Below are 25,705 nucleotides of genomic sequence, written 5' to 3'. Positions count from 1 at the left end.
GGGACAGGGCAGGGGTGAGGGCCAGCGGCGGTGGAAGGACGGCTAATGCGGCGTGCCCGGACCCGCCGCCGGCTTCGCCAGGTCCTGGATCACCTCCAGCGCCGTCTTCACCTTGAACGGCTTGAGCATGATCCGCCGCACGTCCAGCTCCTTGTAGAGCTGCGCCGTCGACAGGTCGCAGGCTTCGGCCGTCAGCGCCACCGGCGTACCCGCCGGGCACCGCAGCGCGCCGGCGCGCACGCTCTGCAGCAGCGCCAGCGCATCCAGCCCCTGCCCGATGTCCAGCAGCAGGCCGTCCATCGGCTGGCTTTCGAGCAGCTTGTGGGCAGCCTCCAGGCTGCTCGCTTCATGGACTTCCGCGATGTTCAGCTGACGCGCCACCATCGCGACGGTGCGGCGGAACAGCGAATGCGGATCGACCAGCAGCAGGTGTCGTTGTGTGCCCGGCATCACTGGCCCTCCTCGACGGTCTGTCCCTGAAGCTCCGAGACCGCCAGGTCCCGCAGGCTCATCAGGATGGCCAGGTCGGTCGGGTCCAGCGTGCGTCGTCGCCGGTCGATCAGGCACAAGGTGCCGATGCGCACCCCGGGCGGATCTCCAGCGGTGCGCCCGCATAGAAGCGGATCTTGGGATCGCCCAGCACCATCGGGTTGTCCGAGAAGCGCGGATCCAGCGTCGCGTCCTCCACGACCATCACTTCGGAGACGTGGATCGCATGTCCGCAGAAGCTGCTCTTGCGGTCGGTCTCGCAGACCGCCAGGCCGAACCGCGCCTTGAACCACTGGCGGTTGTCGTCGACCAGGCTGATCAACGCGATCGGCACGCCGAATTCCTCGGCGGCGAACTCGACGATGCGATCGAAGCGTTCCTCGGGCGGCGTGTCCAGGATCAGCAGTTCGCGCAGCGCCTGGAGCCGGTCGGCTTCATTGTCGGGAATCGGGGCATTCATCATGGAGGCGGTTCCTCGCTCTTCCGATGTTGTTCTCTCCCTGCGCGGCCGCACAGCCGCCGCGCCGTCGAGGTACCAGACTATCCGAGTTGTCCACAGGACGCCACCCGGGTCGCCCTTGAGGGGAACGACCGCGGACCGTCAAGGGCCATCGCGGATGTCGGAGGCGTCAGGCCTTGCCTGTCCCGGCATATGACGGTCCCGCAGCAGCTTGCGACCATTGCGCATTGGCGATGCGAGGCTTCGCGGCCCAGACTCCGTTCCACGGGGCGCGCCCATGTCGCCCCCGCCGGCGGCGGCAGTATGGCCGCCGGGAAGGCATGGTGAGAGCCCAGGTCGCGACCGGGGGCCGCCCTCGGGGTCTTGGGGGAGGCGCTTCCGGCGGTGTCCGATCGCGGTCCTGGCGCTTTTCAGCTGTCTTCTGCTTCTGCCGTATTGGCGCCGTCTGCGCCTTCTGCCTTGTTCGCATATGCGTTATGCGAAATAAGCAAATGCCCAAACAATCGTTCCTGGAATAAGGACTGTTTGGCAAGCTTCGCAGCCCGACCTTCAACGTCGCCGGCCCACGCCTGCTTGCCCTGTCCGCCATGACCCAGAACAACGCCCACCAGAACACCCGCTCCCTGTTCTCCGCTTCGCGCCGCCAGGCGCTGATGCTGGCCGCGGCGGTGCCGCTGCTGGGCACGTCGATGCTGGCGACCGCGGCCGACCAGCCGACGACGCTGCTGAACGTCTCCTATGACGTGGCGCGCGAGCTCTACAAGCAGATCAATCCGGCGTTCGTCGCGTCGTACAAGGCCAAGACCGGCCAGACCATCACGGTGAACCAGTCGCACGGCGGCTCGTCCAAGCAGATCGGTTCGGTGATCGGCGGCCTCGAAGCCGACGTGGTCACGATGAACCAGGCCACCGACGTCGACACGCTGGCCGAGAAGGGCCTGACCGGAGCCGACTGGCGCAGCAAGTTCCCGAACGCCGCCGCACCCTACAGCTCGACGATGCTGTTCCTGGTCCGCAAGGGCAACCCGAAAGGCATCAAGGACTGGGCCGACCTGGCGCGTCCCGGCATCTCGGTGATCATCCCCAACCCCAAGGTGACCGGCAACGGCCGCTACGGCTACCTGGCCGCGTGGGGCAGCGTGATCGCCAAGGGCGGCACGGACGCGCAGGCCAAGGACTTCGTCGCCAAGGTGCTGGCCAACGTGCCGGTGCTGGACGGCGGCGGCCGCGGCGCGACGACCACCTTCACGCAACGCGGCATCGGCGACGTGCTGCTGACCTTCGAGTCGGAAGCCGAGCTCATCGAGAACGAATTCGGCAAGGGCAACTTCGAGGTCGTCGCGCCCAGCATCTCGATCGAAGCCGACGCACCGGTCGCGGTGGTCGACAAGGTCGCCGCCAAGCGCGGTTCCGCCGCGCTGGCCAAGGCCTATCTGGACTTCCTGTGGACGCCGGAAGGCCAGGAAATCATCGCGCAGAACAACTTCCGTCCGCGTGACGCCGCCATCTTCAAGAAGCATGAGAAGCGCTATGCGCCGATCAAGCTGTTCACCGTCGACCAGACGCTGGGCGGCTGGGCCAAGGTCGGCAAGACGCACTTCGCCGACGGCGGCACCTACGACCAGATCATGGCCGCGCGCCGTTGATCGTCCGTTCCCGTTCCTGATCCCCGAGCTCCCGACCCGACGATGAACACCGCCGTGCTCCCCGCGACGCAGGCCGCCCCCGCGCCCGCCCGCAAGCGACGCCGCGTGCTGCCCGGCTTCGCACCGACGCTGGGCTTCACGCTCTTCTACCTCTCGCTGCTGGTGCTGATCCCACTGTGCGCGGTCTTCCTGAAGTCCGCCGGCCACGGCGCCGAGGCCTTCTGGGCTGCGGCGACCTCGCCGCGCGTGCTGGCCTCGTACCGGCTGAGCTTCGGCGCGGCGCTGCTGGGCGCGTTCATCAACGTGATCTTCGGCTTCATCCTGGCCTGGTCGCTGGTGCGCTACGACTTCTGGGGCAAGAAGCTGGTGGACGCGCTGATCGACCTGCCCTTCGCGCTGCCGACCGCCGTCGCCGGCATCGCGCTGACCGCCCTCTACGCGCCCAACGGCTGGATGGGCAAGTGGCTGGAGCCGCTGGGCATCAAGGTCGCCTTCACGCCGCTGGGCGTGCTGATCGCGCTGATCTTCATCGGCCTGCCCTTCGTGGTGCGGACGGTGCAGCCGGTGCTCGAGGACCTGGACACGGAGCTCGAGGAGGCCGCCGCCTCGCTGGGCGCGCACCGCTGGCAGGCCTTCCGCCTGGTGGTGCTGCCGATGCTCACGCCGGCACTGCTGACGGGCTTCGCCCTGGCCTTCGCGCGCGCGGTCGGCGAGTACGGCTCGGTCATCTTCATCGCCGGCAACATGCCGATGGTCAGCGAGATCACCCCGCTGATGATCATCACGAAGCTCGAGCAGTACGACTACGTCGGCGCCACCGCGATCGCGGTCGTGATGCTGGTGTTCTCGTTCCTGCTGCTGCTGGGCATCAACGGACTGCAGGCCTGGAGCCTGCGTCGCAACGGTCTGGACGGGAAGCGCTGACATGGCTGGATCCGCTGCATCGCTCGGCCGGGCCCGCTCGGCCGGCCACTACCAGGGCAACCCCGCCACGGCAGAGAAGCGCTGGGTGCGCTACACGCTGCTGACGCTGGGCCTGGCCTTCTTCGCCCTGTTCCTGCTGCTGCCGCTGGCGGCCGTCTTCACCGAGGCGCTGCGCAAGGGCTGGGACACCTACCTCGCCTCGCTGATCGAGCCGGACGCGGTCTCCGCGATCAAGCTGACGCTGCTGGCGGCGGTGATCTCGGTGCCGCTGAACATCGTCTTCGGCGTCAGTGCCGCCTGGGCCATCACCAAGCACGACTTCCGCGGCAAGCAGCTGCTGATCACGCTGATCGACCTGCCGTTCTCGGTGTCGCCGGTGGTCGCGGGCCTGATCTACGTGCTGATCTTCGGCGCGCAGGGCTGGTTCGGGCCGTGGCTGCAGGCGCATGACATCAAGGTGATCTTCGCCGTGCCCGGCATCGTGCTGGCCACCGTGTTCGTGACCTTCCCCTTCGTCGCGCGGGAGCTGATCCCGCTGATGCAGGCGCAGGGTCGTGACGAGGAAGAGGCGGCCACGGTGCTCGGCGCCAGCGGCTTCCGCACCTTCTGGCATGTGACGCTGCCCAACATCAAGTGGGGCCTGCTCTACGGCGTGATCCTGTGCAACGCGCGCGCCTTCGGCGAGTTCGGCGCGGTGTCGGTGGTGTCGGGCCACATCCGCGGCCAGACCAACACGCTGCCGCTGCAGGTCGAGATCCTCTACAACGAATATCAGTTCGCCGCGGCCTTCGCGGTCGCATCGCTGCTGGCCCTGCTGGCGCTGGTGACGCTCGGGCTCAAGCAGCTCGTGGAATGGCAGGCGACGCGCAGCGTCGTGAAGGAAGAAGCATGAGCATCCAGGTCCGCAACATCCACAAGTCCTTCGGCAGCTTCACCGCGCTGGGCGACGTCAGCCTGGACTTCCCCACCGGCGAACTGACCGCGCTGCTGGGCCCGTCGGGCTGCGGCAAGACCACGCTGCTGCGCATCATCGCGGGGCTGGAGACGGCCGACCGCGGCCAGGTGCTGCTGGACGGCGCCGACGCGTCGGACACGCACGTGCGCGAGCGCGAAGTCGGCTTCGTGTTCCAGCATTACGCGCTGTTCCGCCACATGACGGTGTTCGACAACGTGGCCTTCGGGCTGCGGGTGAAGCCGCGCAAGCAGCGTCCGCCGGAAGCGGAGATCAAGCGCAAGGTGCATGAGCTGCTGCAGCTGGTGCAGCTGGACTGGCTGGCCGATCGTTATCCGCCGCAGCTGTCCGGCGGTCAGCGCCAACGGATCGCGCTGGCCCGCGCGCTGGCCGTCGAGCCGCGCGTGCTGCTGCTGGACGAGCCCTTCGGCGCGCTGGACGCGAAGGTCCGCAAGGAACTGCGCCGCTGGCTGCGCCGTCTGCACGACGAGCTGCACATCACCAGCATCTTCGTCACGCATGACCAGGAAGAAGCGCTGGAAGTCGCCGACCGTGTCGTGCTGATGGACCACGGCCGCGTGGAGCAGGTCGGCTCGCCGATCGAGGTCTACCAGCGTCCCGCAACGCCCTTCGTCTACGGCTTCCTCGGCGCGGTCAACCGCTTCGAAGGCCGCGTGGACAGCGGCATCGTGCGCGTCGGCGACCAGACGCTGGCGCAGGGTGCCGCCGCCTCGATCGAAGGCGCCCAGCAAGGACTGGTGCAGGCCTATGCGCGTCCGCACGAGCTGGTGATCATCCCGTCGCAGGACGCGCCGGGGCTGCCCGCCACCGTCGAACGCGTCCTCGCCTTCGGCGCCGCCGCGCGTGTCGAGCTGCGCGGCGCCCAGGGCGAGCATCTGGAAGCGGAACTCAGCCGCGAGCAGGCCGAGGCGCTGCAGCTGTCCGCCGGCCAGCACGTGCGCCTGCAGGCCTCGCGCCTGAGCCTGTTCGGCATCGACCAGGCCGCCTGATCGACATCGATCGACGAGCCGAAGAGCGAGCGGTCCCGCGCCCATGAACCTTCAACAGTTGCGCATCGTCCGCGAGGCGGTGCAGCAGAACTTCAACCTGACCGAGGTGGCGGCCGCGCTGTTCACTTCGCAGTCCGGGGTGAGCAAGCACATCAAGGACCTGGAGGACGAGCTCGGCGTCGAGCTCTTCCAGCGTCGCGGCAAGCGCCTGCTCGGGCTGACCGAGCCGGGCAAGGAGCTGGCGGTCGTCGTCGACCGCATGCTGCAGGACGTGCGCAACATCAAGCGCCTGGCGCAGCAGTTCAGCAGCGCCGACCAGGGCCAGCTGACGATCGCGACGACGCACACGCAGGCGCGTTATGCGCTGCCGCAGGTCGTGGCGCGCTTCAAGGCCGCGTACCCGCGCGTGCACCTGGTGCTGCACCAGGGGAGTCCGTCGGAGATCGTCTCGCTGCTGCAATCGGGCGAGGCCGACATCGGCATCGCCACCGAGGCGCTCGGCAAGGATGACGCCTTCGTCACCTTCCCGTTCTACGAGTGGCGCCACGCGGTGGTCGTGCCGGAAGGGCATGCGCTGACGCGCCAGCCGCTGACGCTGGAAGGCCTCGCCGAGCAGCCGCTGATCACGTACCACGAGGGCTACACCGGTCGCGCGCGCATCGACGCGGCCTTCGCCGCGGCGGGTCTGGCGCCGGACCTGGTGATGTCGGCGCTGGATGCGGACGTGATCAAGACCTACGTGCAGATCGGGCTGGGCGTCGGCGTGATCGCGGCGATGGCCTTCGAGCCCGCACGGGACGCCGGCCTGCAGCTGATCGAGGCCAGCCACCTGTTCCCGCCCAACACGACGCGCATCGCGCTCAAGCGTGGCCATTACCTGCGCGGTTTCGCCTACCGATTCCTGCAGGAATGCGTGGCCGAGCTGACGGAAGAGGCCGTGCGCGAAGCGATGGATCCGGACGCCTGAACAGGCGCGCCGGTCTCAGCGCGGCGCGCTGACCGCCGGCTTGGCGTAGAAGTAGAACGCGTCGATCCGCGGACCGTAGCGGGCCTGGGCCTCCGGACTGAGGTGGGAGATGAACTCGTCGCGCATGAACTGCCGCGCCTGCGGCGTGGAGAGCACGCGCTCCACCTGCTCGATGGTGCGCTTGCCCCAGGCGTTGCGGGGACAGGCGATGCCGGAGATCACCGGACTGCTGAAGCCCTCGATGGGGACGCTGACGAGATCGGCGGTCGACACCTTGCCTTTGCCGCTCGCATTGCCGGCGGCTGCGGCCGCGCGGAGCTCCTGCTGGTTGGCGAGCACGAAGTCGAATTCGATCGTGTAGTCCGCGCGACCGATCGCGATCATCGACAGCATGTTGCCGCCGAAGTCCGAGGTCGTGTACTCGTCGATCACCCCGGCAGGTCGCCTGGCCAGCAGCGCATCGAGCGCACGTCCGTAGCTGCGTCCGGCGACGATCGCGCCACGCAGCTGCTTCTCGGCCCAGATCTTCTCGAGGTCCGCATCGCCGTCCGTGAAACGCGGCAGCTTCGGCAGCGCGCTGCGCCGCACCATCAACTGGTGCGGTGGAATCAAGTGGGTATCGAAGAAGTACGCGACGGCTTCGCGTTCCGGCGTCCTCAGCACGCCGAGGTGGCAGGCGGGCTCGCCGTCCTCGACCATGCGCCAGCTGCGCTTGACGTTGGCGATCAGCACCTCATGCCTGGCCGGCGTCCCCCAATTTGCAGTCAGATAGTCCGACAACGGCTGCGCCAGACCACGCCGCACCGGCACCGAGGCCGCACCGGGCGACGGTGGCGCCACCGTGTCGAGCTCGGGCATCAGCCAGGTGATCCTGTCGACCGCCCAGGTCGTGGCGGGAGCGCACAGGGCGCAGGTGATCGAGAGCGCGACGCTCGAGGAAGGAAGCAGGGAACGGCGATTCATCTTCTATGCACATGCGTCGAGCGCAGGAAAGCTTATCGATTTTTGTTGGAGGACACGGGACGCGCGGATTCGAATAATCAATCCGCATAAGCAATCCGCTTTCCCGAGATTTTCCGATGTCAGCGACGTCTCCCGACGTCCCGCGACGTCCTCCGATCCCCCCGACGCTTTCCGATGTCTGCCCGCATCGGCTGACGTTCCCCCGATGTGTGGCCGACGATGAACTTCCAACAACTCCGATCCGTCCGCGAGGCCCAGCGCCGCAACTTCAACCTGACCGAGGTCGCGCAGGCGCTGCACACCTCGCAGCCCGGCGTGAGCCGTCAGATCCGGGAGCTCGAGGACGAGCTCGGCATCGACATCTTCATCCGTGCCGGCAAGCGGCTCACCGGGCTCACCGAGCCGGGCCGCAACGTGATGCCCATCGTGGAGCGGCTGCTGCGCGAGGCCGAGAACCTGCGCCGCGCCGGCGAGGACTTCGCCCGCGCCGACAGCGGCCATCTGCGCATCGCGGCGACGCACAGCCAGGCGCGTTATGCGCTGCCGCCGGCGGTGCGCGACTTCCGCGAATCGCATCCGGAGGTCAGCCTGCAGTTCACGCAGGGCTCGCCGCAACAGGTCGCGCGCCTGCTGATCGACGGCGAGGCCGACATCGGCATCGCCACCGAGGCGCTCGCGCTGCATCCGCAGCTGCTGACGCTGCCCTGCTACCGCTGGACCCACACGGTGCTGGTGCCGCCCGGCCATCCGCTGGAGGCCGAAGCCGCCGCCGGCACCGTGCTGACGCTGGAGCGCATCGCCGAGTTCCCGGTCATCACTTACGAGACCGGCTACACCGGACGCTCGCACATCGACGAGGCGTTCGCGACGGCGGGACTGGACCTCAACGTCGTGCTGGTCGCGATGGATGCGGACGTGATCAAGACCTACGTCGAGCTGGGCCTGGGCGTGGGCATCGTCGCCGCGATCGCCTACGACGAGGAGCGCGACCGCCACCTGCGCGCGATCGACGCGCGTCACCTGTTCGCGGACAACCTGACGCGGCTCGCGGTGCGGCGTGACGCCTACCTGCGCGACTATGTCTACGCCTTCATCGAGACCTTCGCGCCGCCGCTGTCGCGCGAGCTGGTGGAGCAGGCGCGTGTCTCGCCCAACGGCTCGGATTGACGAGCCGATCGAGCGGATGCAGTCCTTTCGAGGGGTGCCGAAAGAAATTCCGCATGTGCATCCGCCAGGTGCACAGCTAAGCAACGCAGAAAGCATTGGTTCATCGCGGAGCAGGCGCTTCCTAGAGTGACGGACTCACCTGTTCACTCCCACAAGGAAGTCTCTTGAAACAGTTCGTCGAACACGTGGCCCGCCTTACCGGACCGGCCGCCACGTTGGCCGCGGCCCTAGCGACCGCCTACCCCGTCACCGGCGCCTTCGCGCAGACGCAGTCGCCCACCTCGCCCGCAGCAGCGGCTGCATCCACTCAGGACACGACCCCGGCCAAGGACGCGCCGCTGCCGTCGGTGGTCGTCACCGGCTCGCGCATCTCCCGCGTCAACAGCGAAGGGCCGAGCCCGATCACCGTGATCAAGTCGGAAGACCTTGACCGGCTCGGCTACAAGAACGTCTCCGACGCGCTGAGCAGCCTGACCGAGAACACCGGCTTCACGCAGGGCGAGGACTTCGGCAACACCTTCACGCCGGCGGCCAACGCGATCAGCCTCCGCGGCCTCGGCCCCAACCACACGCTGGTGCTGGTCAACGGCCGGCGCGTCGCCGACTACCCGACCGCCTACGAAGGCTCGGTCAACTTCGTCAACATCGCCAACATCCCGTCCGCGCTGATCGACCGCATCGAGGTGCTCAGCGGCGGCGCGTCGTCGGTGTATGGCTCCGACGCGATCGCGGGCGTCATCAACATCGTGCTGAAGAAGCATGTCGACGGCGTCACCGTGAACCTGCGCGCCGGCGGCACCGAACGCGGCGGCGGCGAGAACGCCCGCGCGCAGATCACCGGCGGCCTCGATGCGGGGCGGCTGCAGGGCGTGTGGGGCGTCGAGCTCAGCGGGCGCCAGCCGATCTGGAGCCGCCAGCGCGACTTCATGGCCGACACGACCTTGAAAGGCGCCGCGCCGTCGGTCGTCATCGGCCGGCGCAACGCCAACGGCGGCGCCTACCTCACGCCGACCGACGGCTGCGCGGGCGCAGGCTCGCTGTTCGAGGGCTCGGTCTCGGCCTACACGGCGAAGAACGGCAGCTACTGCGGCAGCGGCCGCGCCTCGACCACATACTGGACGACCCAGACCGGCAATCGCAGCGCACAGGCTGCAGGCTCGCTGACGCTCGCGCTCGATCACGGTCTCGAGCTCTTCGCCGAGGGCCAGTTCGGCTGGGCAAGGACCGAGAACAACACCCGCGGTCCGACCTGGACCTCGGACATCGCCAACAAAGGCTACTTCCGCAACGCCGCCACCGGCCAGCTCGAAATCTGGACGCGGCGCTTCGCGCCCGAGGAGCTCGGCGGCGTGGACAACTTCAACCGCAAGTGGCAGGACTCGACGCACAACGTGGCCGTCGGCGCGCGCGGCGAGCTCACCGGCACCTGGAGCTTCGAGGTCGCGGCCAACAGCTCCTACTACCTGAACCGCACGACGACGCCGCGGCTGACCGCGGGCATCGAGCCGCTGCTGCTCGGACAGAAGCTCGGCACCGAGGCGGACGGCACGCCGATCTACTCGGCCGATCCGGCTCGGCTCTTCCGCCCGCTGACGCCGCAGGAGATCGACAGCGTCACCGACCGCAGCTGGACGCGCAACGCCAGCTGGAACCAGCAGTTGAGCGCTTCCGCCAGCGGCGAGTGGTTCCAGCTGCCCGGCGGACCGGTGCGCGCGGCCGTCGTGGCCGAGGCCGGCACGCAGGGCTTCCGCAACGAGGCGGATCCGCGCCTGGGGCAGGGCGTGTTCTACAACACGAGCGCCTCGGCGACCGTTCGCGGCACGCGTGAGCGGCTGGCGCTCGGCGGCGAGCTCAATGCGCCGATCACGAAGCAGCTCACCGCGACGCTGGCCGCGCGCCACGACCGCTACGAATTCGCCGGCCGCAGCGACGGCAGCACGACCTACAACGCGGGTCTGGAGTTCCGGCCGCTGTCCTCCCTGCTGCTGCGCGCGCAGCACGCGACCAGCTTCCGCGCGCCGGACATGAATTACATCTTCGCGCAGCAGACGAAGGGCTATTACTCGTCGTCCACGGACTACTACCGCTGCAAGCAGACCGGCCAGCCGCTGTCGACCTGCGACTTCGCCGACGTCTCGCCGGGCTTCAACTTCGTGCGGACCGGCTCGTCGGACCTGAAGTCGGAACGCGGCCGCTCCTGGGGCGTCGGCGCGGTGTGGCAGCCGGCCTCGTCCTTCGACGTGTCGCTGGACCTGTGGAAGATCGCCATCCGCGACCTGGTCACCGACCTCAGCGCCGACGGCGTGCTGCGCGACGAATCGGACTGCCGGACCGGCATCAAGGACATCCAGTCGCCCACCTGCGTGGACGCGATCGCGCGCGTGCGCCGAAACCCCGCCGACGCGCTGGTGCGCCCGGGCGAGGTCGCGGAGGTCCGCGTCAACCCGATCAACGCGGCGAACGAGTCGACCTGGGGCGTCGACGTCGGCACGCGCTATTCGTGGAGAACGACCTCCTGGGGCAAATGGACGGTCGATGCGAAGTACACGCGGGTCAAGAGCTTCAAGTACCAGCAGTTCCCCGGCGATGAGAACCGCAACGTCGTGGGCACCTCGGACTTCACCGACTGGTCGAGCCGGCTCAATGCCAGCGTGGTCTGGCAGGTCGGCGACTGGACCCATGCGCTCTCCGCGCAGCGCAACGGCCGCATCACGCGCGAGGACCAGGAAGGCACGCTGGGCCCGTACTGGAACTTCAACGCCAGCACCGCCTGGCAGATCGGCAAGCGGACCAGCGTGAGCCTGATCGTCAACAACCTGTTCGACAAGATCCGCCGCGATCCGAGCGCCACCTGGCCGTACTACCCGGTCGGTTACTACTCGCCGCACGGGCGTCAAGGCTGGATCGAGCTGGAGCACCGCTTCGGCACCTGAGCCCGGCCCGAAGCCCCGGCCCGACGCGAGCGACCGCGTCGTTCCACCGGTTCCGACTGCCGCGGCGACCCCGCCCCGGCTTGCGGGCCGCTCCTCACGAGGGAGCGGCCCTTTTTCCGGGAACGATGCAAAGCAAAGCAGATCTTCTTCGTTCCCTTCGACTGTTCGCTTGCCTACATTGAGCGCTCCCCTCCACCCCCCGTGATGAGAAGAATCCCGTGAACTCACTTCGTCGCACTGTCTCGCTGCTCGCCACCGCCGCCCTGCTGAGCGGTGCCGCGCTGATGCCCGTGGCCCACGCCCAGGGCTCGGTCACGCTGCTCAACGTGTCCTACGACCCGACGCGCGAGCTCTACCAGGACTACAACGCCGCCTTCGCGAAGTACTGGAAGGCCAAGACCGGCGAGACGGTCACGGTGAAGAACTCGCACGGCGGCTCGGGCAAGCAGGCCCGCTCGGTGATCGACGGCCTGGACGCCGACGTCGTCACGCTGGCGCTGGCCTACGACATCGACGCGCTGCACGACCACGGCAAGCTGCTGCCGGCCGACTGGCAGAAGCGCCTGCCGAGCAACGCCTCGCCCTACACCTCGACCATCGTGTTCCTGGTGCGCAAGGGCAACCCGAAGCACATCAACGACTGGCCGGACCTGGCCCGCAGCGGCATCGACGTCATCACGCCGAACCCGAAGACCTCGGGCGGCGCGCGCTGGAACTACCTCGCGGCCTGGGCGTATTCGCTCAAGCAGCCGGGTGGCAACGCCGAGTCGGCCAAGGCCTTCGTCAAGCGCATCTACGCCAACACCAAGGTGCTGGATTCCGGCGCCCGCGGGTCGACGACGACCTTCGTCGAACGCGGCATCGGCGACGTGCTGATCGCCTGGGAGAACGAGGCCTACCTGGCGGTGAAGGAACTCGGTCCGGACAAGTTCGAGATCGTCACGCCGAGCCTGTCGATCCTGGCCGAGCCGCCGGTGTCCGTCGTCGACAAGACCGTCGACAAGAAGGGCACGCGCAAGGTGGCGCAGGCCTACCTGGAATACCTGTACTCGCCGGAAGGCCAGGAGATCGCGGCCAAGAACTACTACCGTCCGCGCGATCCCAAGATCGCCGCGAAGTACGCCAAGACCTTCGCGCCGGTGAAGCTGGTGACCATCGACGAAGTCTTCGGCGGCTGGCGCAATGCCCAGAAGACCCACTTCGACGACGGCGGCGTCTTCGACCAGATCAGCGCGGTGCGCTGAGTCCCGACGGACCCGCGCTTCACGCCTTCAACGTTTGTCTCCTCGGTCGGTCTCGGGCGCTGTCTCAACGGCGTCCAAGGCAACCAGACCGTTCGCTCCGTGCGAGCAGCCCCGCCGGCCACAAGTCGGCGGGGCTTTTTTCGCGTCCGGGCATCAGCCCGGCAATCACCCGCCTCCCGTCGAAGCGGCGATCTCCCGGCCCGTCCACTATCCTGTGCGGATGCACAAGACATCGCTCAAGCTGGGCTCGTTCGTCGCACTCGTCGCCACCTTGGTGAGCGCCCATGCGGGGACATCGTCCCCGCGAGAACCCTTCTCTTCAACGGCGCCTTCGAGGCGCGTGGCATGAAGAGTCGGCAGACCGGGTGGACCTCGGTCTTCTCGATCGAGATCCTCCAGCGTGGCGCATCGATTTGCGGTCGCGCGGACGCGACAAGCACCGAGAAGATCGATTTCACCTGGTTCGTCGGCCGCGTCGAGCAGGGCGTGGCGGTGGTCGCGTACACCAGCAACTTCTATCTTGAAGACGTCGGTCGCGGCACGGCGGACATCCGCGTCACGCCCCACGGCCTGACCTGGCAGGCGCGCGAGCCATCGATCCGCGGCTACATCTGGTCCGATGCGAAGGTCCGCAGGCAGGCCTGGGGCAAGGGTCGACGGGCGCTTGTCGCGGAGTGGTGCGCCTCGCACTGGGCCGACATCGACGCCGGCCGGACCGATGACATCGTCCTGAGGGAGACCGAGGCAGAGGTGGCGCCGGCGCCCGATCCCTTCGCCGTGCCGCCGAAGGAGTGATCGCCGCCCCCGACCCGGAGGCCGCCGGTCGGTCGTCCTGGCCGGGCGCCGTCGCCTCTTGGTGATCAACTACCGCCGATGACCGATTGGAGAGGACGGCCCCTTCCGTGAGTTGTGCACATCCCCGTATGCTGCACGACACCATGTCTTCCGCCCCCTCCGCGCGATCCCCGTCGTTCTGTCCGCCTTGGCCGCCCTGCTGCTGGCAGCACCGCAGGCCCGCGCGCAGGGTCCCGGCGCAACACCTGTCCCCACCCCGGCCGAGCCCGCCGTCACGAAGATCACCTGGCTCGCGTCCGACCATGCGCCCCAGATGAAGGGCGCCGACGCCAGCGGGGTGACCGCGCGCGTGACGGCCTACCTCGAGAAGCAATGGCCGGGCGTGCGGCATGAGATCGTCTTCGCCAACGCCAAGCGCAGCTGGCAGATGATCGAGAACGGCGACGAGGTGTGCCGCGCCAACATGGTCCGCACACCCGACCGCGAGAAGGTGGCCTACTTCATCAACACCCAGCTCACGCCGCCGCCGGGCCTGATCGTCCGCCGCGACAAGCTCAAGCGGTTGCCGCGCAACGCCGCCGGCGAAGTGCAGCTGCCCCGGCTGCTGGCCGATCCGACGCTGCGCGGCGCATTGATCGACGGCCGCAGCTACGGTCCGGCGCTCGACGAGATGCTCGCCGCGCGATCGGTCGACAGCGCCGTCACGCTGTATTCGCCGAAGGACTTCGGCGCGCGCGTGCTGCAGATGCTCAGCCTCGGGCGGGCCGACTATTCGGTGGAGATGGACATGGCGCTGGTCATGGCCGGGAATCCGGAGGACCTCGTCAGCGTGCCCATCCAGGGCGCCAGCGAGCTGGTGATGGCCGGCATCGCCTGCCCGCGCACCCCATGGGGACTCGCCGCGATCCGCGGCATCGACAAGGCCTACGGCCGGCCCGAGGGCGCCGCCAACCTGCGGCAGGGGCTGATGCGCTGGCTCACGCCGGAAACGAAGTCGCACTACGCGGCCCGCTTCGACGCGTTCTATCGCGAACGCGCCAGGCCGTCCCGCATCGATCCCTGATCGACACCGCCGGCGCCGGGCGGCATCGACAAGCGGCATCGACCACCGGCGGCGGACTCGTCAGGACTGCCGCTCGACGCGGTTGCGTCCGCCGTCCTTGGCGCGATACAGCGCCTGGTCGGCACGACCCAGCAGTTCCTCGACCCGCAGGTCCTCCGGCCGCAGCGCCGTCACCCCGAAGCTCGCCGTCAGCGAGGTCGGCGCCGAGCCCTGCTGCAGGGCCAGTCCGCTGGTCTCGATGTGGTGTCGCAGCCGCTCCACCAGGTGGGTCGCGTCCTCCAGCGAGGTCTGCGGCAGCAGCAGCCCGAATTCCTCGCCGCCGAGCCGGCCCAGCAGGTCCTGCTTGCGCACGATCTGCGCGCACAGCTGCACCAGGTGGCACAGCGCCGCATCGCCGCGTGCATGGCCCAGCGTGTCGTTGATGCGCTTGAAGTGGTCGACGTCCATCATCACCAGCGACATCTCCAGCCCGTAGCGTCGGCTGCGCGCCAGCTCCGCGTCGGCGTGCTCCAGGAAGCAGCGCCGGTTGGCCGCACCGGTCAGCGCGTCGGTCGTCGCCAGGCGCTGCAGCTCGATCTCCAGCCGCTTGCGGTCGGTGAAATCCACCAGCGTGCTCAGTACCGAGGCCGCGCCGTCGTACACCACCGGCACCATCGACAGCAACATCCACAGCTCGCTGCCGTCGGCCGCGAGCAGGCAGATCTCCTCGCCCTGCAGCCGGCCGTCCTCCTTGAACTTCAGCTGCATGCGGTCCCGCTCGCCGGGCTCGCGGTAGAAGCTGATCGCCGGCTTGCCGACCAGGTCGTCCAGCGGACGCCCGACGATCGCCGCGGAGGGGCCGTTGGCATACACGATCAGCGCGTCGTGATCGCGCGTCACGACCATCGGGATCGGCGCGTGATCGAGCACCGCGCGCAGGCGCTCCTCGCTGTCGGCAAGCTCGCGCGTGCGTTGCGCCACCCGGCGTTCCAGGTGGGCATTGAGCTCCTGCAGCTCGGCCACCAGCCGTGCGTTGTCCACCGCATTGACGACGTTGGCGCAGAGCAGCTCGAGGAAGCTCACGCGCGCTTCGGTGAAGACGCCGGCCGCAGCGGCGTTCTCCAGGTACAGCGCCCCCACCGTCTGCCCCTGCTTGAGCAGCGGCAGCGCCAGCACCGAGCGCGGCGGCGCGGCATGACGCTGGAAGTAATCCTCCATCGTGGCCAGGCCGCGGGCGTCGACGATCAGTTCGCGACGGCCGTCGCGCAACACGCGATGCATCAGCCCCAGCGGCAGTTGCTGGCCCGCGCGCTCCAGCGGGAGCTGCTCGAGCAGGTGCAGCCTCGGCGACTCGCCGAGCGTCGCTTCCGCCTGCAGCACCCAGCGCACAGCGGCCGAGGTGCCGGCCGTGCCGCTCGCCAGCACGATCGCCGCGCGCTGCGCGCCGGCGTTCTCGGCGACGACTTCCAGCAATCGACGCAGCAGACGCGGCAGGTCCGGCTGGCTGCTGATCGCCTGCACCGCCTTCGTCAGCGAACTGAGGTCGGCCGCATCGGCGCGGAGCCCGTCGACCTCGGGGACCGCCACGTCGTGCGAGGGCAGGTGACCGTCGAGCGGCTGCGACATCGCCTCGCCCGCCAGCGCCGTGACGCCCCATGTCTTCCAGGTCTGCTGCAGCCGTGAGCGTGCCTGCGCGGCGAGCCCCGGCGCGCGATCCCGCCAGCTGTCGACCTGCGCCCGCAGCACCGCTGCCACGTCCAGCGGCGTTCCTTGCGGCCCGGTCGCGGCTTCCAGCGCCTGTCCGAGCAGCCGGTCGATCTCTTCGTCCGGTGCGCCCGACAGCATCGCCTGCTGCGCCTGCAGCAACGCCACGCGATCGTTCAGATGTCCAGGGCCGGCGTCCCGCCAACGCTGCAGGCGACGCAGCGCATCGTCCTCCAGCGCCTGATCGCGCGCGCCGCCGGCCAACGCGACGCGCTGCGCCGCCCAGGCCGCGATGAACAGCAGCAGCGATTGCGCGTGCATGCCGCGCCCGGCGGCGAACAGCGAGCGCGCTTCCAGCGCGAGACGCAGCGCGGGTTCCGGTCGGTCGGCGATGAAATGCAGCACCGCCTGCCAGCCGTGCAGGAACATCAGGCCGGTCTGGTCCTGCCGCTCGCCATAGGTCCGCGCGAGCGCCTCCAGCCCCGCGAAGCCGTCCTCCGGCAGCCGGGGCTGCCGCAAGGCCCGCACCAGGCCGAGCAGCGCGTCCTCATAGTCCGCCGCGACCGGCTGGCGCATCGCGCGCAGGCGCTGGCCGTGCGTGACCAGCTGATCTTCCAGCGCCGGCAGCGGCATGCCGGACAACAGCGCGTGCACGTCGTGCACGTACAGGCCGAGGCCCGCGTGCCGCAGGTTGCCGAACTCGAGCCCGTTGCGATGCGTCTGCATCAGGCCGTCCATGCTCACGCGCAGCCCCTGCACCCAATGGCTGAGGAACGCGTGGAACGAGAAGCCCGCATGCGCGAAGACCTGCATCCAGCCGTGCCGCTCGACCAGTTCCGTCGACATGCGCCCCAGGTCGTGGGCGAAGCGGTAGTCGCCGAGGAACTCCGCGCACATCAGCCCCAGCACCGAGTACGCCGACAGCGCCTGCGGCACATGGCCGTGGTCCACCATCAGCCTCACCTGGAACAGCGTCAGCAGCGGCAGCAGCGCCGGCCTGACGATGTAGGCCGCGGCGGTCATCTTGGCGGCGATCGAGATCAGCAGCAGCCGCTGTTCGTCGCGCATCGGCGCGCGCGCCGCCAGCGTGTCCAGGCCGATCCCGGCGATCTCCTGCTGCAGGTCGGCCAGCAGCTGCATGACCTGCGCCATCGCGTCGGCCCCCCGGCGCGCGGCAGCTCCGCGCCGAGCAGCAGGAACAGCTCCAGCCCCAGATCGACGGTGTCCGCGAGCCGGCCCTGCGCATAGAAGGCCTCCATGCGGACCTCCAGCAGCCGCGCCCGTTGCGCGTTGTCCTCGGCATCGGCGATCGCCGATTCGAGCAGCGCATCCATGCGCGATGGCCGGCCGGCCAGATAGGCCATCCGCGCCGCGTGGTGCAACCAGGCCGCACGGTGCGGCGAACAGGGTGCCAGTTCGAGCGCGAGTTCCGCGTAGTCCGCCGCGGGCTCGAACGCCGCGGCGTCCATCGCCTGACGCGAGGCCTGGGCGTTGAATCCGGCCAGCGCCTGACGCTCGGCCTCCTGGTGCGATTCGCGCAGCAGCAGGCGCGAGGCGTTCAGGTGATGCAGCACCGTGTAGGGCAGCGGCAGGTCGGGATGCGCCGCGCGATGGCCGTCGCGCAGCAGTCGGCCGATGCGCAGCTGCAGCGCGGGGCGCTGGTCCGCCGCGATGCGCTGCAGCGCGGCCTCCTGCACACGGTCGTGCGCGAAGGCGTAACGGACCGACTCGCTGGCCTGGCCCTGCAGTTGTGGCGCGTAGCGGTACAGCGCGCTGGCCGGCACCAGCAGTTGCGCCTGCAACGCCGGCAGCAGGTCGGTCGCGAGCAGATCCGCCGGAGAGTCCAGCGCGATGGCCAGGCTGTCGAGGTTGAAGCCCGCGCCCAGCAACGCCGCCACGCTCAGCGCCTGTCGCGTCGTGTCGGGCAGGCGTTCGAGCTGCTGCAGCATCAGCGCGACGACGTTGTCGGCGGTGCGCGTCGCCGCGATGCGCTCCAGGGCATGGTCCCAGCGCTGCGCGGCGGTGTCGTAGTGGATCAGACCGCGACGGACGAGGTCTTCCAGAAGTCGGCGCAGGAAGAACGGATTGCCGGCCGTGCGCGTCTGGCAGAGGCGGGCGAGCTCGTCGAGTCCCGCGTCCTCCTCGGCCGGGTCCCGATGCAGACTGTCGGCCAGCAACTGCCGGGTGTCGTCGAGTCCGAGCGGGCCGACGCGCAGCGGCATGAAGCGCTCGCCGAGTTGCTGGCGAAGCTCCGCAAGCTCCTGGGCGATCGGATGACCGGGCGGGATCTCGTTGTCGCGATAGGCGATGACGAACAGCGTGTGGCGCAGCGTCGCGTCGTGCAGGCATTCGCGCAGCAGGCGGCGCGAGGCGCGGTCCGCCCACTGCCAGTCATCGAGGAACAGGGTCTGCGGTTCGCCCTCGCGCGCCAGCGCGGCGAAGCCCTGGCTGACGGCGCGCAGGAAGCGGTTCTCCGCCTCGGCAGGCCCGACCGGCATCAGCGGCGCATCCAGGGCCAGCAGCGGCGTCATCTCCGGCAACGCCTGCGCGAGCAGCGCGGCATTCGCGCCGAGGCGCTCGCGCAAGCGCTCGCGCCAGATCGCCTGCTGCGGCCCGGTCAGGGCCAGGACCTGCGCGGCGCGCTGGAGCAGCAGCTGCAGCAACGGGCCGTACGGGCGGTCCTGGCCGTACTGGTTGAACTTGGCGGCGGCGAAGTGCCCGCGCTGCGCCAGCAGGCTGCGTTGAGCGGCCAGCACCAGTGCGGTCTTGCCGATGCCGGAAAAGCCCGCCACCGCCACCAGTCCGGCGCCGGCGGCCTGTCCATGCGCGGCGTCCTCGAAGGCCTGCCCGAGTTGCGCCTGCGCCGACTCGCGACCGTAGAGCCGCCCGCTGGGCTGGAAGCGCACGGCGGCGTCGCCCTGTCCGGGTTCGAAGCCCGGCAGTCCGCGGCCCTGTTCCAGCGCTGCCTCGCAGAGCTGCAGGTCGTGCCGCAGCGCCTGGTGGCTCTGGTACCGGCCTTCGGGCTCCTTGTGCAGGCAGTGCGCCACCACCTGCGCCAGCGGCGCGAAGACCTGGTGATTGCGTGTCGTCGCCATCGGCGCCGCCAGCGCCAGATGCGCATGCACGGCACGCGCGGGGTCGTCGATGTTGAACGGCGGCGCGCCGGTCAGTGCTTCCAGCAGCGTGGCACCGAGGCTGTAGAAATCGGCCCGGTAGTCGACGTCGCGACTCATGCGGCCGGTCAGCTCGGGCGCGAGCGTCGCCAGCGACGCCTCGATCAGTTCGGCCCGCTGGACCAGCGGCCGCTCGCGTTCGATCTCGGCGGCGAGCCCGAGGTCCGCGATCAGCGCCTTGCGGGCCTCGCGTCCCGCGCCGGGCAGCAGCATGACCTGACCCGGACCGAGATTGCGGTGGATGAGCCCCTGGCCGTGCAGGTGCTGGAGCGCGCCGACCAGGTCGAGCGCGATGCGGATCACCGCCTCGTTGTCCAGCGTGCCGCGTCGCAGGCGTTCTCGCAGGGTCTGCGCGCCGAGATCGGGGAGCAGCAGGGCCGGCCGGCGCTCGTGCTCGACCAGCGCGTTCGGGCGCAGCACGAAGGCGGGATCGAGACGCTGCGCCAGTTCGAATTCACGGCGCAGCCGGGCCACGGCGGCGGGATCGGCGCGCGGATCACGCAAGCGCTTGAGCAGCGCCGTGCCGCCCTGGCCATCACCGAACCGGACGACCTCGCTCCGGCGGCCCTGGTGGAGCGTCCGCTCCGCCAGCCAGGCCCTTGGGTCGGTCGCCTCCCACGCTCGTCTGTCCGTCATCCCATCCGCTCTCTGTTGTTCACGAACTGTAACGGTTGGCCGCAGCCGGTCGGCCTCCCTCGCTCATCAGCGTCCTTCCGATACTGATTTATTCATTGAATTGGCTTCTTTCAGTCATTGCCTCTTGGCGCGGTTCCGAAAAGAGTGGGCGCCTTTTGCTCGTCAACTGGACCCTGCCGATGACACGACCCTTGTCCCTCCGTCTTCCCGCCCTGCGGCCCGCCGTGCTCTGCGTCGCATTGCTGCTGACCGGCTGCTCTTCCGGTCAATGGCTGCGCGAAGGCGCCTCCCCTGTCGACATCGATCACGACTCGTTCGATTGCGAGCGGGAGGCCGCGCGCATGTATCCGCCCTCGATCACGAAGGACTCGCAGTTCGGCGGGTCGTCCTCGGAGAACAAGAAGTGCACGAAGAAGGGCGACACCACGGAGTGCAACACGACGACGACGCCTGCCTACACACGCCTGATCGATGCCAATGAGGGGCGTCGATCCCAGGCGCAGGACTCGTGCATGCGCGGCAAGGGCTACCACTGGCGGGAGAATCGCTGATCACGACGCGTGACGAACGAGGGGCCGCATCACGCGGCCCCTCGTTCGTCGGCACCGGCACGGCGCCCGGTCTGTCCGGTCTACCCGGCCTCAACTGCCGTACTTGATCGAGCAGCCGTAGGGCTTGGTGCTCGCGTGCGTGATCTTCCTGCCGGCGGCCAGTTCGCCCAGCGCCGTCTTCACGTACGGATCGGCCTTGGCGATGTCGTCGGCCTTGGCGGTGGCGATGCTGTCGATGCCACCCTTGTAGACCAGCACGCCTTGCGGATTGACGATGAACAGGTGCGGCGAGGTCTGCGCGCCATAGGCCTTGCCCAGTTGACCGCTCGGATCGAGCAGCACCTGCGTCGGCGCCGCGCCGCGGTCCTTGTTCAGCTTCGTCGCCGTCGCGCCGTCGACATGGCCCTGCTGGCCCGGCGCCGACGAGATCACCTGCAGCCACACGACGCCCTGCGCAGTCGCCTCCTTCTGCAGCGCCGGGATGTTCCCGCTGCCGTAATGCTTCTTCACGAAGGGGCAGTCGTGGTTGGTCCATTCGAGCACGACGGTCTTGCCCTTGTAGCTGTCCAGCGTGACCGTCCTGCCATCGGCCGTCGTCGCGCTGAAGGCGGGGGCCGGCTGGTCGATCTGCGCTTGCGCCTGCGCCATGCCGGTCATGGCCATCGTCGCCGCGAACGCGGCAACGACCAACACGGCACGACGCGAGAACGCGCCACGGGATGAAGCGGTCGTGGAAGTCATCGGGATGTTCATGACGGGGTCTCCAGGATGAAAACGTCTGCGGAAATGAAAGGCCGGCGTGAAGCGACGGTGGGCGAAGGCACTCAGGTAGCGCCGCCCCGCAAGGCCGTGGTGACGATGCCGGGCGTCAGCAGTTGCGGCAGCACCTGCGCGCCGCTGCCCGACCCGGCGGGATAGAACAGGTACAGCGGCACGCCGCTGCGGTCGTGCTGCTTCAGCAGTTCGGTGATTCGCGGGTCCTGGCGGGTCCAGTCGCCTTTCAGGTAGGTCACGCCCTGCTTTTCGAAAGCCGTTCGCACTTCGTCGGTGGACAACGCGACCCGCTCGTTCACGAGACAGGTGATGCACCACGACGCGGTCAGGTTCACGAACACCGGCTTGCCCTGTGCGCGCAGCTGCGCCAGGCGTTCGGGCGAGTAAGGCTCATGGTCGACCGCCGCGGTCCGTGAGACACCACTCGACGTCACGGCGTCCGGTGCCTCCGAACCGGTGGTCGCCGACAGCGTCGGCAACAAAGCCGCCGCTGCGACCAGCGACGCGATCGCGGCGCCGCCACCGGTCCATTGCCAGCGCGACGACGCGTTCCGGCTCACCGAGCGGATCCAGGCGGCGAGCGCCAACAGGCCCATGCCCGCGAGTGCCACCAGCACGCCCATCGGCCCGGCCTGCTGCGCGATCACCCAGACCAGCCAGATCGCGGCCGCGAACATCGGGAACGCGAGTGCCTGCTTGAGCACGTCCATCCAGACGCCAGGTCGTGGCATGCGCCGCTGCAACGCGGGCCACCGGGCCAGCGCCAGATAAGGCAGCGCCAGGCCCAGGCCCAGCGACAGGAAGACGGCCATCAGCTCGACTGCGGGTTGCGCCAGCGCATACGCCATCGCCGCGCCCATGAACGGCGCGGTGCACGGCGTCGCGACCACCGTCGCGAGCACGCCGGTGAAGAAGCTGCCGGCGAGACCGGGCTTGCTCGCGAGGCCTTGCCCCATGCCTGCCAAGCCTGCGCCGATCTGCAACTGGCCCGCGAGCGACAGGCCCAGCACGAACATCAGCCAGGCCAGCAGCAGCACGAACAGCGGCGAGTGGAACTGGAAGCCCCAACCCACGTTGCCTCCCGCGCCGCGCAAGGCGAGCAGCGCGCCGCCGAGTGCGGCGAACGCGACCAGCACCCCGGCGGTGTAGGCGAGGCCTTGCTGGCGGTGCTCGCCCGCGTTGCCGCGCAGGAACCCGAGGGCCTTGATCGCCAGCACCGGGAACACGCAGGGCATGAGGTTCAGGATCAGGCCTCCCACCAGCGCGAGGCCCATCGCGGTCCAGAGGCTGATGTCGGCGTCCCCGCTGCCAGAGGACGCATTCGCCGGTGATCCCGGTGCTGCGACCGTCGTCGTCGGCGAGGTTGTCGGCACCGGCGCCGTTGCAACGCCGGTCACCGGAAGACTGACTTCCCATGCCTTGCCGTCGACCAGCAGCAGTCCGTTCATCGGCTTGCCGGCGGTGGCGGGTTCCTCGCCGACGGGCACACGCAGACGCCAGTCGTCGCCGGCGCGATCGAGCTGTGGCTTCGCCGCGTGCTGGATGCGGCCCCAGTCCTGCGGCATGAAGAGGGCCTGCTTGACGCCGGACACGGCGGAGACGGGCCAGGTGACCAGGAGATCCCTGCCTTCGATCCGCGCGGCGGCGGCGAACGGCGCCTTGCCTGGCAGCGCGGCACGCGCCGCGGACAGGCTCGACGCGTCGCTCGAGTCCTTGGCAGCGGCGGCGACGGGGATCGACAACGACAGCGTCGCCTGCTGCGGGATGCATTCTTCCCGGCAGACCAGCCAGGTCGCTTCGGCACTCACGGTGGCCGTGGAACCGGGGGCCAGGTCTTGCGGCAGGCGGACCTCGGTCAGCAGCAGGACCTGGTCCTCGTAGCCGTAGTTGGTGATGGGGCCGACATCGAAGCGCTTCGGCGCAGGCCACAGGATGTCGCCGGCGGCCGCACCGGCGGGCAGTTTCCAATCGATGCTCGTGGGCTGGCCCGAGTCGCCGGGGTTCTTCCAGTAGGTGTGCCAATGCGGCGCGATGCGCTGTTCGAGCGCGAGCAGCACCGTCTGTCCCGGCGCCACCTGTGAGGAAGCGCTGATCAGTCGGACCTGGACTTCGTCCGTGGCGGAGCGATCTGCGGGTGGTGCGGCGTTCGCCGTTGGCATCAAGGATGCAAGGCTCGTCAGTGCGACGACTGTCGACAGCGCGGCAAGGGTCGACGCCGTTGCCGATCGCAGCAGGTTCACGGGAAGAAAGCGCATGGGCGCGATGCTAGGCAATGGGCTTGACCCTCACAAGGCGTCGCCCTTCCTTGTTTCCTTACTTCCACGATTCGGAGAAACCGGAAAAGCCGATATCTGCGAATGCCACCATCCGTGACCCTCGCCAGAAACGCGGCGTCAGCGAGCGTGGGTGGGGCCGGAATGGGGCTTGGGGTCCCTGGAGGGGCGCCCCATGCCCCGTGGAGAGCCCGCGACTGGCAACACGGGGTAAAGCAACCCCAAAAACGCAAAAACAGTCATTCAAAACCGCTGAGAGCCTGACAACTCCTGCCAGGAATCCACATGGAAATCAGCCGTTCGGAATATCGGGCTCAACGAGTTGAACGAGCAGGGTCAGGGACTCCTGCCACCCGAGATAGCAGGCTTGGGAAGGGATGACATCGGGAATGCCGTCCTGCGTGACCTGCATTTCCGTCCCGCAGAAAACCGGGGTCAGCTCGACGGTCGTGGTCATCTCGCCGGGCAGGTTGGGGTCGTCGAAGCGGCTGGTGTAGCGGAGCTTCTTTCCGGGCTCGAGCTCGAGGTATTCCCCGCCGAAGGTGTGCGATCCACCGGCCGAGAGGTTGGTGAACGACATGCGCCAAGTGCCACCGACTTTCGGATCCATGTGGTGCATGGTGCCGGTGAAGCCGTGCGGCGGCAGCCATTTGCACATCGCGGCCGGGTCGGTGAACGCGCGATAGACGCGTTCCGGTGGGGCTTTCAGGACGCGGTGCAGACGGATGGTGAAGGGCATCGGAGTCTCCTGGATTCGTTCTCGAATGGAGATTCACCATAGCCCCGGAACGTGACCGGCGCGAGACTCCGTGCCCCTGACAGGGATTCCCCGGACTCGCTTCTGCGGGCACGGCGGGCCTGCGGATCACGACGCGTTCGTGATCGGATCGGACCGGCTCAGACCGAGAACGACCACTCCAGGATGCCGGCGCGTTCGGGTCGGCGCTCACGTGCGGCGCGGGCCCGTGCGGCTTCCACCCACCGCTTGGCCAAGGGGAAGGGTCCGAAGCCGGATTCGGTGTTGATGTGACCGACCAGGCCGATGTTGCTGTAGCTGCTGCCCCAGCGCGTGGCCCAGCGCAACGCGCTCGACGCGCTCATCCACGGGTCGTTCTGGCTGGCGATCAACGCCGTCGGACGACCGAGGCGTTGATGCGGCAGGCTCTCCGCGAGACCGAACTTGTCCGGCTCGGCCGGCGCCACCAGCAAGGCCTCCCGCACCGGCGAGTCCGGATGACGCTGCAGGTGATGCGCCAGCGCCAGGCAGCCGAAGCTGTGCGCCACGACGATCCACTCGCCCGGACCGGCGTTGTCGATCCGCGCATGGATGCGCTCCGACCATCGCTCCAGGTCCGGATGGCTGAAGTCGCGCTGCTTCACCCGGTGGGCGTCGCGGTACTGCTGCTCGAGCCAGCTCTGCCAATGCGCCGGCCCGCTGTCGTGCAGGCCGGGGATGATCAGCAGACGCGGTTCCGCGCTGCCGTTGTGCTGCGTCGCACGGAAAGGGTAGAGCGCCATGGCGATCTCCTGCTGGTCTCGGGCCGGAAGCTCACAAGGTGGCGATCGACACTTCGGTGGACTTCACCAGGGCGACGACTTCCTTGCCGACGGTCAGGTTGAGCTCCTTCACCGAGCGCGTCGTGATCACCGAGGTGACGATCAGGCCGGCCGCCGTCTGCACGTCGACTTCCGAGACGACCGGTCCCTCGACGATTTCCTTGATGGTGCCGCGGAACTGGTTGCGGACGTTGATGGCGGTGATGGTCATGTGAGGGGCTCCAAAGAAGATGGGGACCAGCTTAGGCAGCCCGGCTCATTTGCCGAACGAAGCGCTTGATGGATCAACATGCGGGGACCGAATAAGGATCGGGCACGGCAGACGAGGGCAGGCAGGACCGGCTGCGGTAAAGCGCAGGTAAAGCCGGGCGATGCCGCGGCGAGATGCGCCCATCGGACGCCATCACACGGGAATCTCCGTTGATGGCTGTCATGGGGCCCCATG

Annotated in this window: 20 protein-coding genes and 1 pseudogene; 11 read left to right on the top strand and 10 right to left on the bottom strand. The window is 68.8% G+C overall.

Annotated elements, in window-relative coordinates:
- Positions 1–42: 42 nt before the first annotated feature.
- Both ACQ86G_RS07170 and ACQ86G_RS07165 read right to left on the bottom strand, forming a co-directional pair.
- A complete protein-coding gene (locus tag ACQ86G_RS07170; protein WP_431259941.1) occupies positions 43–450 on the bottom strand; it encodes a response regulator in 408 nt (135 codons plus the stop codon).
- A pseudogene (locus tag ACQ86G_RS07165) lies at positions 450–952 on the bottom strand (GAF domain-containing protein). The gene ACQ86G_RS07170 and the pseudogene ACQ86G_RS07165 overlap by 1 nt, the downstream one beginning before the upstream one ends.
- A 650-nt stretch (positions 953–1,602) precedes the next feature.
- Here ACQ86G_RS07165 and ACQ86G_RS07160 point away from each other — a divergent pair.
- The 5 genes from ACQ86G_RS07160 to ACQ86G_RS07140 are packed head-to-tail and all read left to right on the top strand — an operon-like array spanning position 1,603 to position 6,448.
- Positions 1,603–2,595, top strand: coding sequence for a sulfate ABC transporter substrate-binding protein (locus ACQ86G_RS07160; protein WP_431261356.1), 993 nt, complete (start codon positions 1,603–1,605; stop codon positions 2,593–2,595).
- A 42-nt stretch (positions 2,596–2,637) separates the two neighbouring features.
- Positions 2,638–3,519, top strand: coding sequence for a sulfate ABC transporter permease subunit CysT (cysT, locus tag ACQ86G_RS07155; protein ID WP_431259940.1), 882 nt, complete (start codon positions 2,638–2,640; stop codon positions 3,517–3,519).
- Between the two features lies 1 nt (position 3,520).
- Positions 3,521–4,411 (top strand): sulfate ABC transporter permease subunit CysW, encoded by an 891-nt coding sequence (cysW, locus tag ACQ86G_RS07150; protein WP_431259939.1) that lies wholly within the window; start codon positions 3,521–3,523, stop codon positions 4,409–4,411.
- Positions 4,408–5,481: a sulfate/molybdate ABC transporter ATP-binding protein gene (locus tag ACQ86G_RS07145; RefSeq protein ID WP_088408064.1), complete on the top strand. Its 1,074-nt coding sequence runs from the start codon at positions 4,408–4,410 to the stop codon at positions 5,479–5,481. Before cysW ends, ACQ86G_RS07145 begins: the two co-directional genes overlap by 4 nt.
- Positions 5,482–5,524: 43 nt before the next feature.
- The gene (locus ACQ86G_RS07140; protein ID WP_431259938.1) at positions 5,525–6,448 is read left to right on the top strand and encodes a CysB family HTH-type transcriptional regulator; all 924 of its coding nucleotides are present in this window, start codon (positions 5,525–5,527) and stop codon (positions 6,446–6,448) included.
- 15 nt (positions 6,449–6,463) lie between these two features.
- Here the strand turns inward: ACQ86G_RS07140 and ACQ86G_RS07135 are convergent, their stop codons facing one another.
- The gene (locus ACQ86G_RS07135) at positions 6,464–7,411 is read right to left on the bottom strand and encodes a hypothetical protein (RefSeq protein WP_431259937.1); all 948 of its coding nucleotides are present in this window, start codon (positions 7,409–7,411) and stop codon (positions 6,464–6,466) included.
- Between the two features lie 219 nt (positions 7,412–7,630).
- On the opposite strand from ACQ86G_RS07135, the gene ACQ86G_RS07130 reads away from it, so the two are divergent.
- The 5 genes from ACQ86G_RS07130 (at position 7,631) to ACQ86G_RS07110 (ending at position 14,613) form a co-directional block, all read left to right on the top strand.
- Entirely contained in the window at positions 7,631–8,578 is a 948-nt protein-coding gene (locus tag ACQ86G_RS07130; protein ID WP_431259936.1) for a CysB family HTH-type transcriptional regulator, read from the top strand.
- Between the two features lie 164 nt (positions 8,579–8,742).
- The gene (locus tag ACQ86G_RS07125) at positions 8,743–11,511 is read left to right on the top strand and encodes a TonB-dependent receptor plug domain-containing protein (protein ID WP_431259935.1); all 2,769 of its coding nucleotides are present in this window, start codon (positions 8,743–8,745) and stop codon (positions 11,509–11,511) included.
- Between the two features lie 284 nt (positions 11,512–11,795).
- Positions 11,796–12,755, top strand: a complete 960-nt coding sequence (locus ACQ86G_RS07120) for a sulfate ABC transporter substrate-binding protein (protein ID WP_431261355.1) — start codon at positions 11,796–11,798, stop codon at positions 12,753–12,755.
- Between the two features lie 345 nt (positions 12,756–13,100).
- Positions 13,101–13,550 (top strand): hypothetical protein, encoded by a 450-nt coding sequence (locus ACQ86G_RS07115; RefSeq protein ID WP_431259934.1) that lies wholly within the window; start codon positions 13,101–13,103, stop codon positions 13,548–13,550.
- A 187-nt stretch (positions 13,551–13,737) separates the two neighbouring features.
- Positions 13,738–14,613, top strand: a complete 876-nt coding sequence (locus ACQ86G_RS07110; RefSeq protein ID WP_431259933.1) for a TIGR02285 family protein — start codon at positions 13,738–13,740, stop codon at positions 14,611–14,613.
- A 60-nt stretch (positions 14,614–14,673) separates the two neighbouring features.
- Here the strand turns inward: ACQ86G_RS07110 and ACQ86G_RS07105 are convergent, their stop codons facing one another.
- Together ACQ86G_RS07105 and ACQ86G_RS07100 are read right to left on the bottom strand one after the other, a co-directional pair.
- Positions 14,674–17,448 carry a diguanylate cyclase gene (locus ACQ86G_RS07105; RefSeq protein WP_431259932.1) on the bottom strand — a complete coding sequence of 925 codons (2,775 nt, stop codon included), beginning with the start codon at positions 17,446–17,448 and terminating at the stop codon, positions 14,674–14,676.
- A complete protein-coding gene (locus ACQ86G_RS07100; RefSeq protein WP_431259931.1) occupies positions 17,337–20,105 on the bottom strand; it encodes an ATP-binding protein in 2,769 nt (922 codons plus the stop codon). Before ACQ86G_RS07100 ends, ACQ86G_RS07105 begins: the two co-directional genes overlap by 112 nt.
- 191 nt (positions 20,106–20,296) lie before the next feature.
- Between ACQ86G_RS07100 and ACQ86G_RS07095 the strand changes: the two genes are divergently transcribed.
- Positions 20,297–20,656, top strand: coding sequence for a hypothetical protein (locus tag ACQ86G_RS07095; protein ID WP_431259930.1), 360 nt, complete (start codon positions 20,297–20,299; stop codon positions 20,654–20,656).
- A gap of 90 nt (positions 20,657–20,746) precedes the next feature.
- On the opposite strand, the gene ACQ86G_RS07090 is transcribed toward ACQ86G_RS07095, so the two are convergent.
- The 5 genes from ACQ86G_RS07090 to ACQ86G_RS07070 form a co-directional block, all read right to left on the bottom strand.
- Positions 20,747–21,409 (bottom strand): redoxin domain-containing protein, encoded by a 663-nt coding sequence (locus ACQ86G_RS07090; protein WP_431259929.1) that lies wholly within the window; start codon positions 21,407–21,409, stop codon positions 20,747–20,749.
- A gap of 71 nt (positions 21,410–21,480) precedes the next feature.
- On the bottom strand, positions 21,481–23,589 hold the full coding sequence (locus tag ACQ86G_RS07085; protein ID WP_431259928.1) for a protein-disulfide reductase DsbD family protein: 2,109 nt from the start codon (positions 23,587–23,589) through the stop codon (positions 21,481–21,483).
- Positions 23,590–23,995: 406 nt separating this feature from the next.
- On the bottom strand, positions 23,996–24,442 hold the full coding sequence (locus tag ACQ86G_RS07080; RefSeq protein WP_431259927.1) for an SRPBCC family protein: 447 nt from the start codon (positions 24,440–24,442) through the stop codon (positions 23,996–23,998).
- Between the two features lie 158 nt (positions 24,443–24,600).
- Entirely contained in the window at positions 24,601–25,221 is a 621-nt protein-coding gene (locus tag ACQ86G_RS07075) for an RBBP9/YdeN family alpha/beta hydrolase (RefSeq protein WP_431259926.1), read from the bottom strand.
- A 31-nt stretch (positions 25,222–25,252) separates the two neighbouring features.
- Complete coding sequence (locus ACQ86G_RS07070) at positions 25,253–25,471, bottom strand: TOBE domain-containing protein (RefSeq protein ID WP_067280234.1); 219 nt, start codon at positions 25,469–25,471, stop codon at positions 25,253–25,255.
- Positions 25,472–25,705: the final 234 nt, after the last annotated feature.

It is taken from the genome of Roseateles chitinivorans (assembly GCF_050632145.1).
Classification (GTDB): Bacteria; Pseudomonadota; Gammaproteobacteria; order Burkholderiales; family Burkholderiaceae_C; genus Roseateles; species Roseateles chitinivorans_B.
This window is presented reverse-complemented; position numbering and strand designations above follow the sequence as displayed.

Coding starts and splice junctions, on each gene's coding strand:
- ACQ86G_RS07170 (WP_431259941.1), bottom strand. CDS start 450: ATGCCGGGCACACAACGACACCTGCTGCTGGTCGATCCGCATTCGCTG.
- ACQ86G_RS07160 (WP_431261356.1), top strand. CDS start 1,603: ATGCTGGCCGCGGCGGTGCCGCTGCTGGGCACGTCGATGCTGGCGACC.
- cysT (WP_431259940.1), top strand. CDS start 2,638: ATGAACACCGCCGTGCTCCCCGCGACGCAGGCCGCCCCCGCGCCCGCC.
- cysW (WP_431259939.1), top strand. CDS start 3,521: ATGGCTGGATCCGCTGCATCGCTCGGCCGGGCCCGCTCGGCCGGCCAC.
- ACQ86G_RS07145 (WP_088408064.1), top strand. CDS start 4,408: ATGAGCATCCAGGTCCGCAACATCCACAAGTCCTTCGGCAGCTTCACC.
- ACQ86G_RS07140 (WP_431259938.1), top strand. CDS start 5,525: ATGAACCTTCAACAGTTGCGCATCGTCCGCGAGGCGGTGCAGCAGAAC.
- ACQ86G_RS07135 (WP_431259937.1), bottom strand. CDS start 7,411: ATGAATCGCCGTTCCCTGCTTCCTTCCTCGAGCGTCGCGCTCTCGATC.
- ACQ86G_RS07130 (WP_431259936.1), top strand. CDS start 7,631: ATGAACTTCCAACAACTCCGATCCGTCCGCGAGGCCCAGCGCCGCAAC.
- ACQ86G_RS07120 (WP_431261355.1), top strand. CDS start 11,796: ATGCCCGTGGCCCACGCCCAGGGCTCGGTCACGCTGCTCAACGTGTCC.
- ACQ86G_RS07115 (WP_431259934.1), top strand. CDS start 13,101: ATGAAGAGTCGGCAGACCGGGTGGACCTCGGTCTTCTCGATCGAGATC.
- ACQ86G_RS07105 (WP_431259932.1), bottom strand. CDS start 17,448: ATGGCGCAGGTCATGCAGCTGCTGGCCGACCTGCAGCAGGAGATCGCC.
- ACQ86G_RS07100 (WP_431259931.1), bottom strand. CDS start 20,105: ATGACGGACAGACGAGCGTGGGAGGCGACCGACCCAAGGGCCTGGCTG.
- ACQ86G_RS07090 (WP_431259929.1), bottom strand. CDS start 21,409: ATGAACATCCCGATGACTTCCACGACCGCTTCATCCCGTGGCGCGTTC.
- ACQ86G_RS07085 (WP_431259928.1), bottom strand. CDS start 23,589: ATGCCAACGGCGAACGCCGCACCACCCGCAGATCGCTCCGCCACGGAC.
- ACQ86G_RS07080 (WP_431259927.1), bottom strand. CDS start 24,442: ATGCCCTTCACCATCCGTCTGCACCGCGTCCTGAAAGCCCCACCGGAA.
- ACQ86G_RS07075 (WP_431259926.1), bottom strand. CDS start 25,221: ATGGCGCTCTACCCTTTCCGTGCGACGCAGCACAACGGCAGCGCGGAA.
- ACQ86G_RS07070 (WP_067280234.1), bottom strand. CDS start 25,471: ATGACCATCACCGCCATCAACGTCCGCAACCAGTTCCGCGGCACCATC.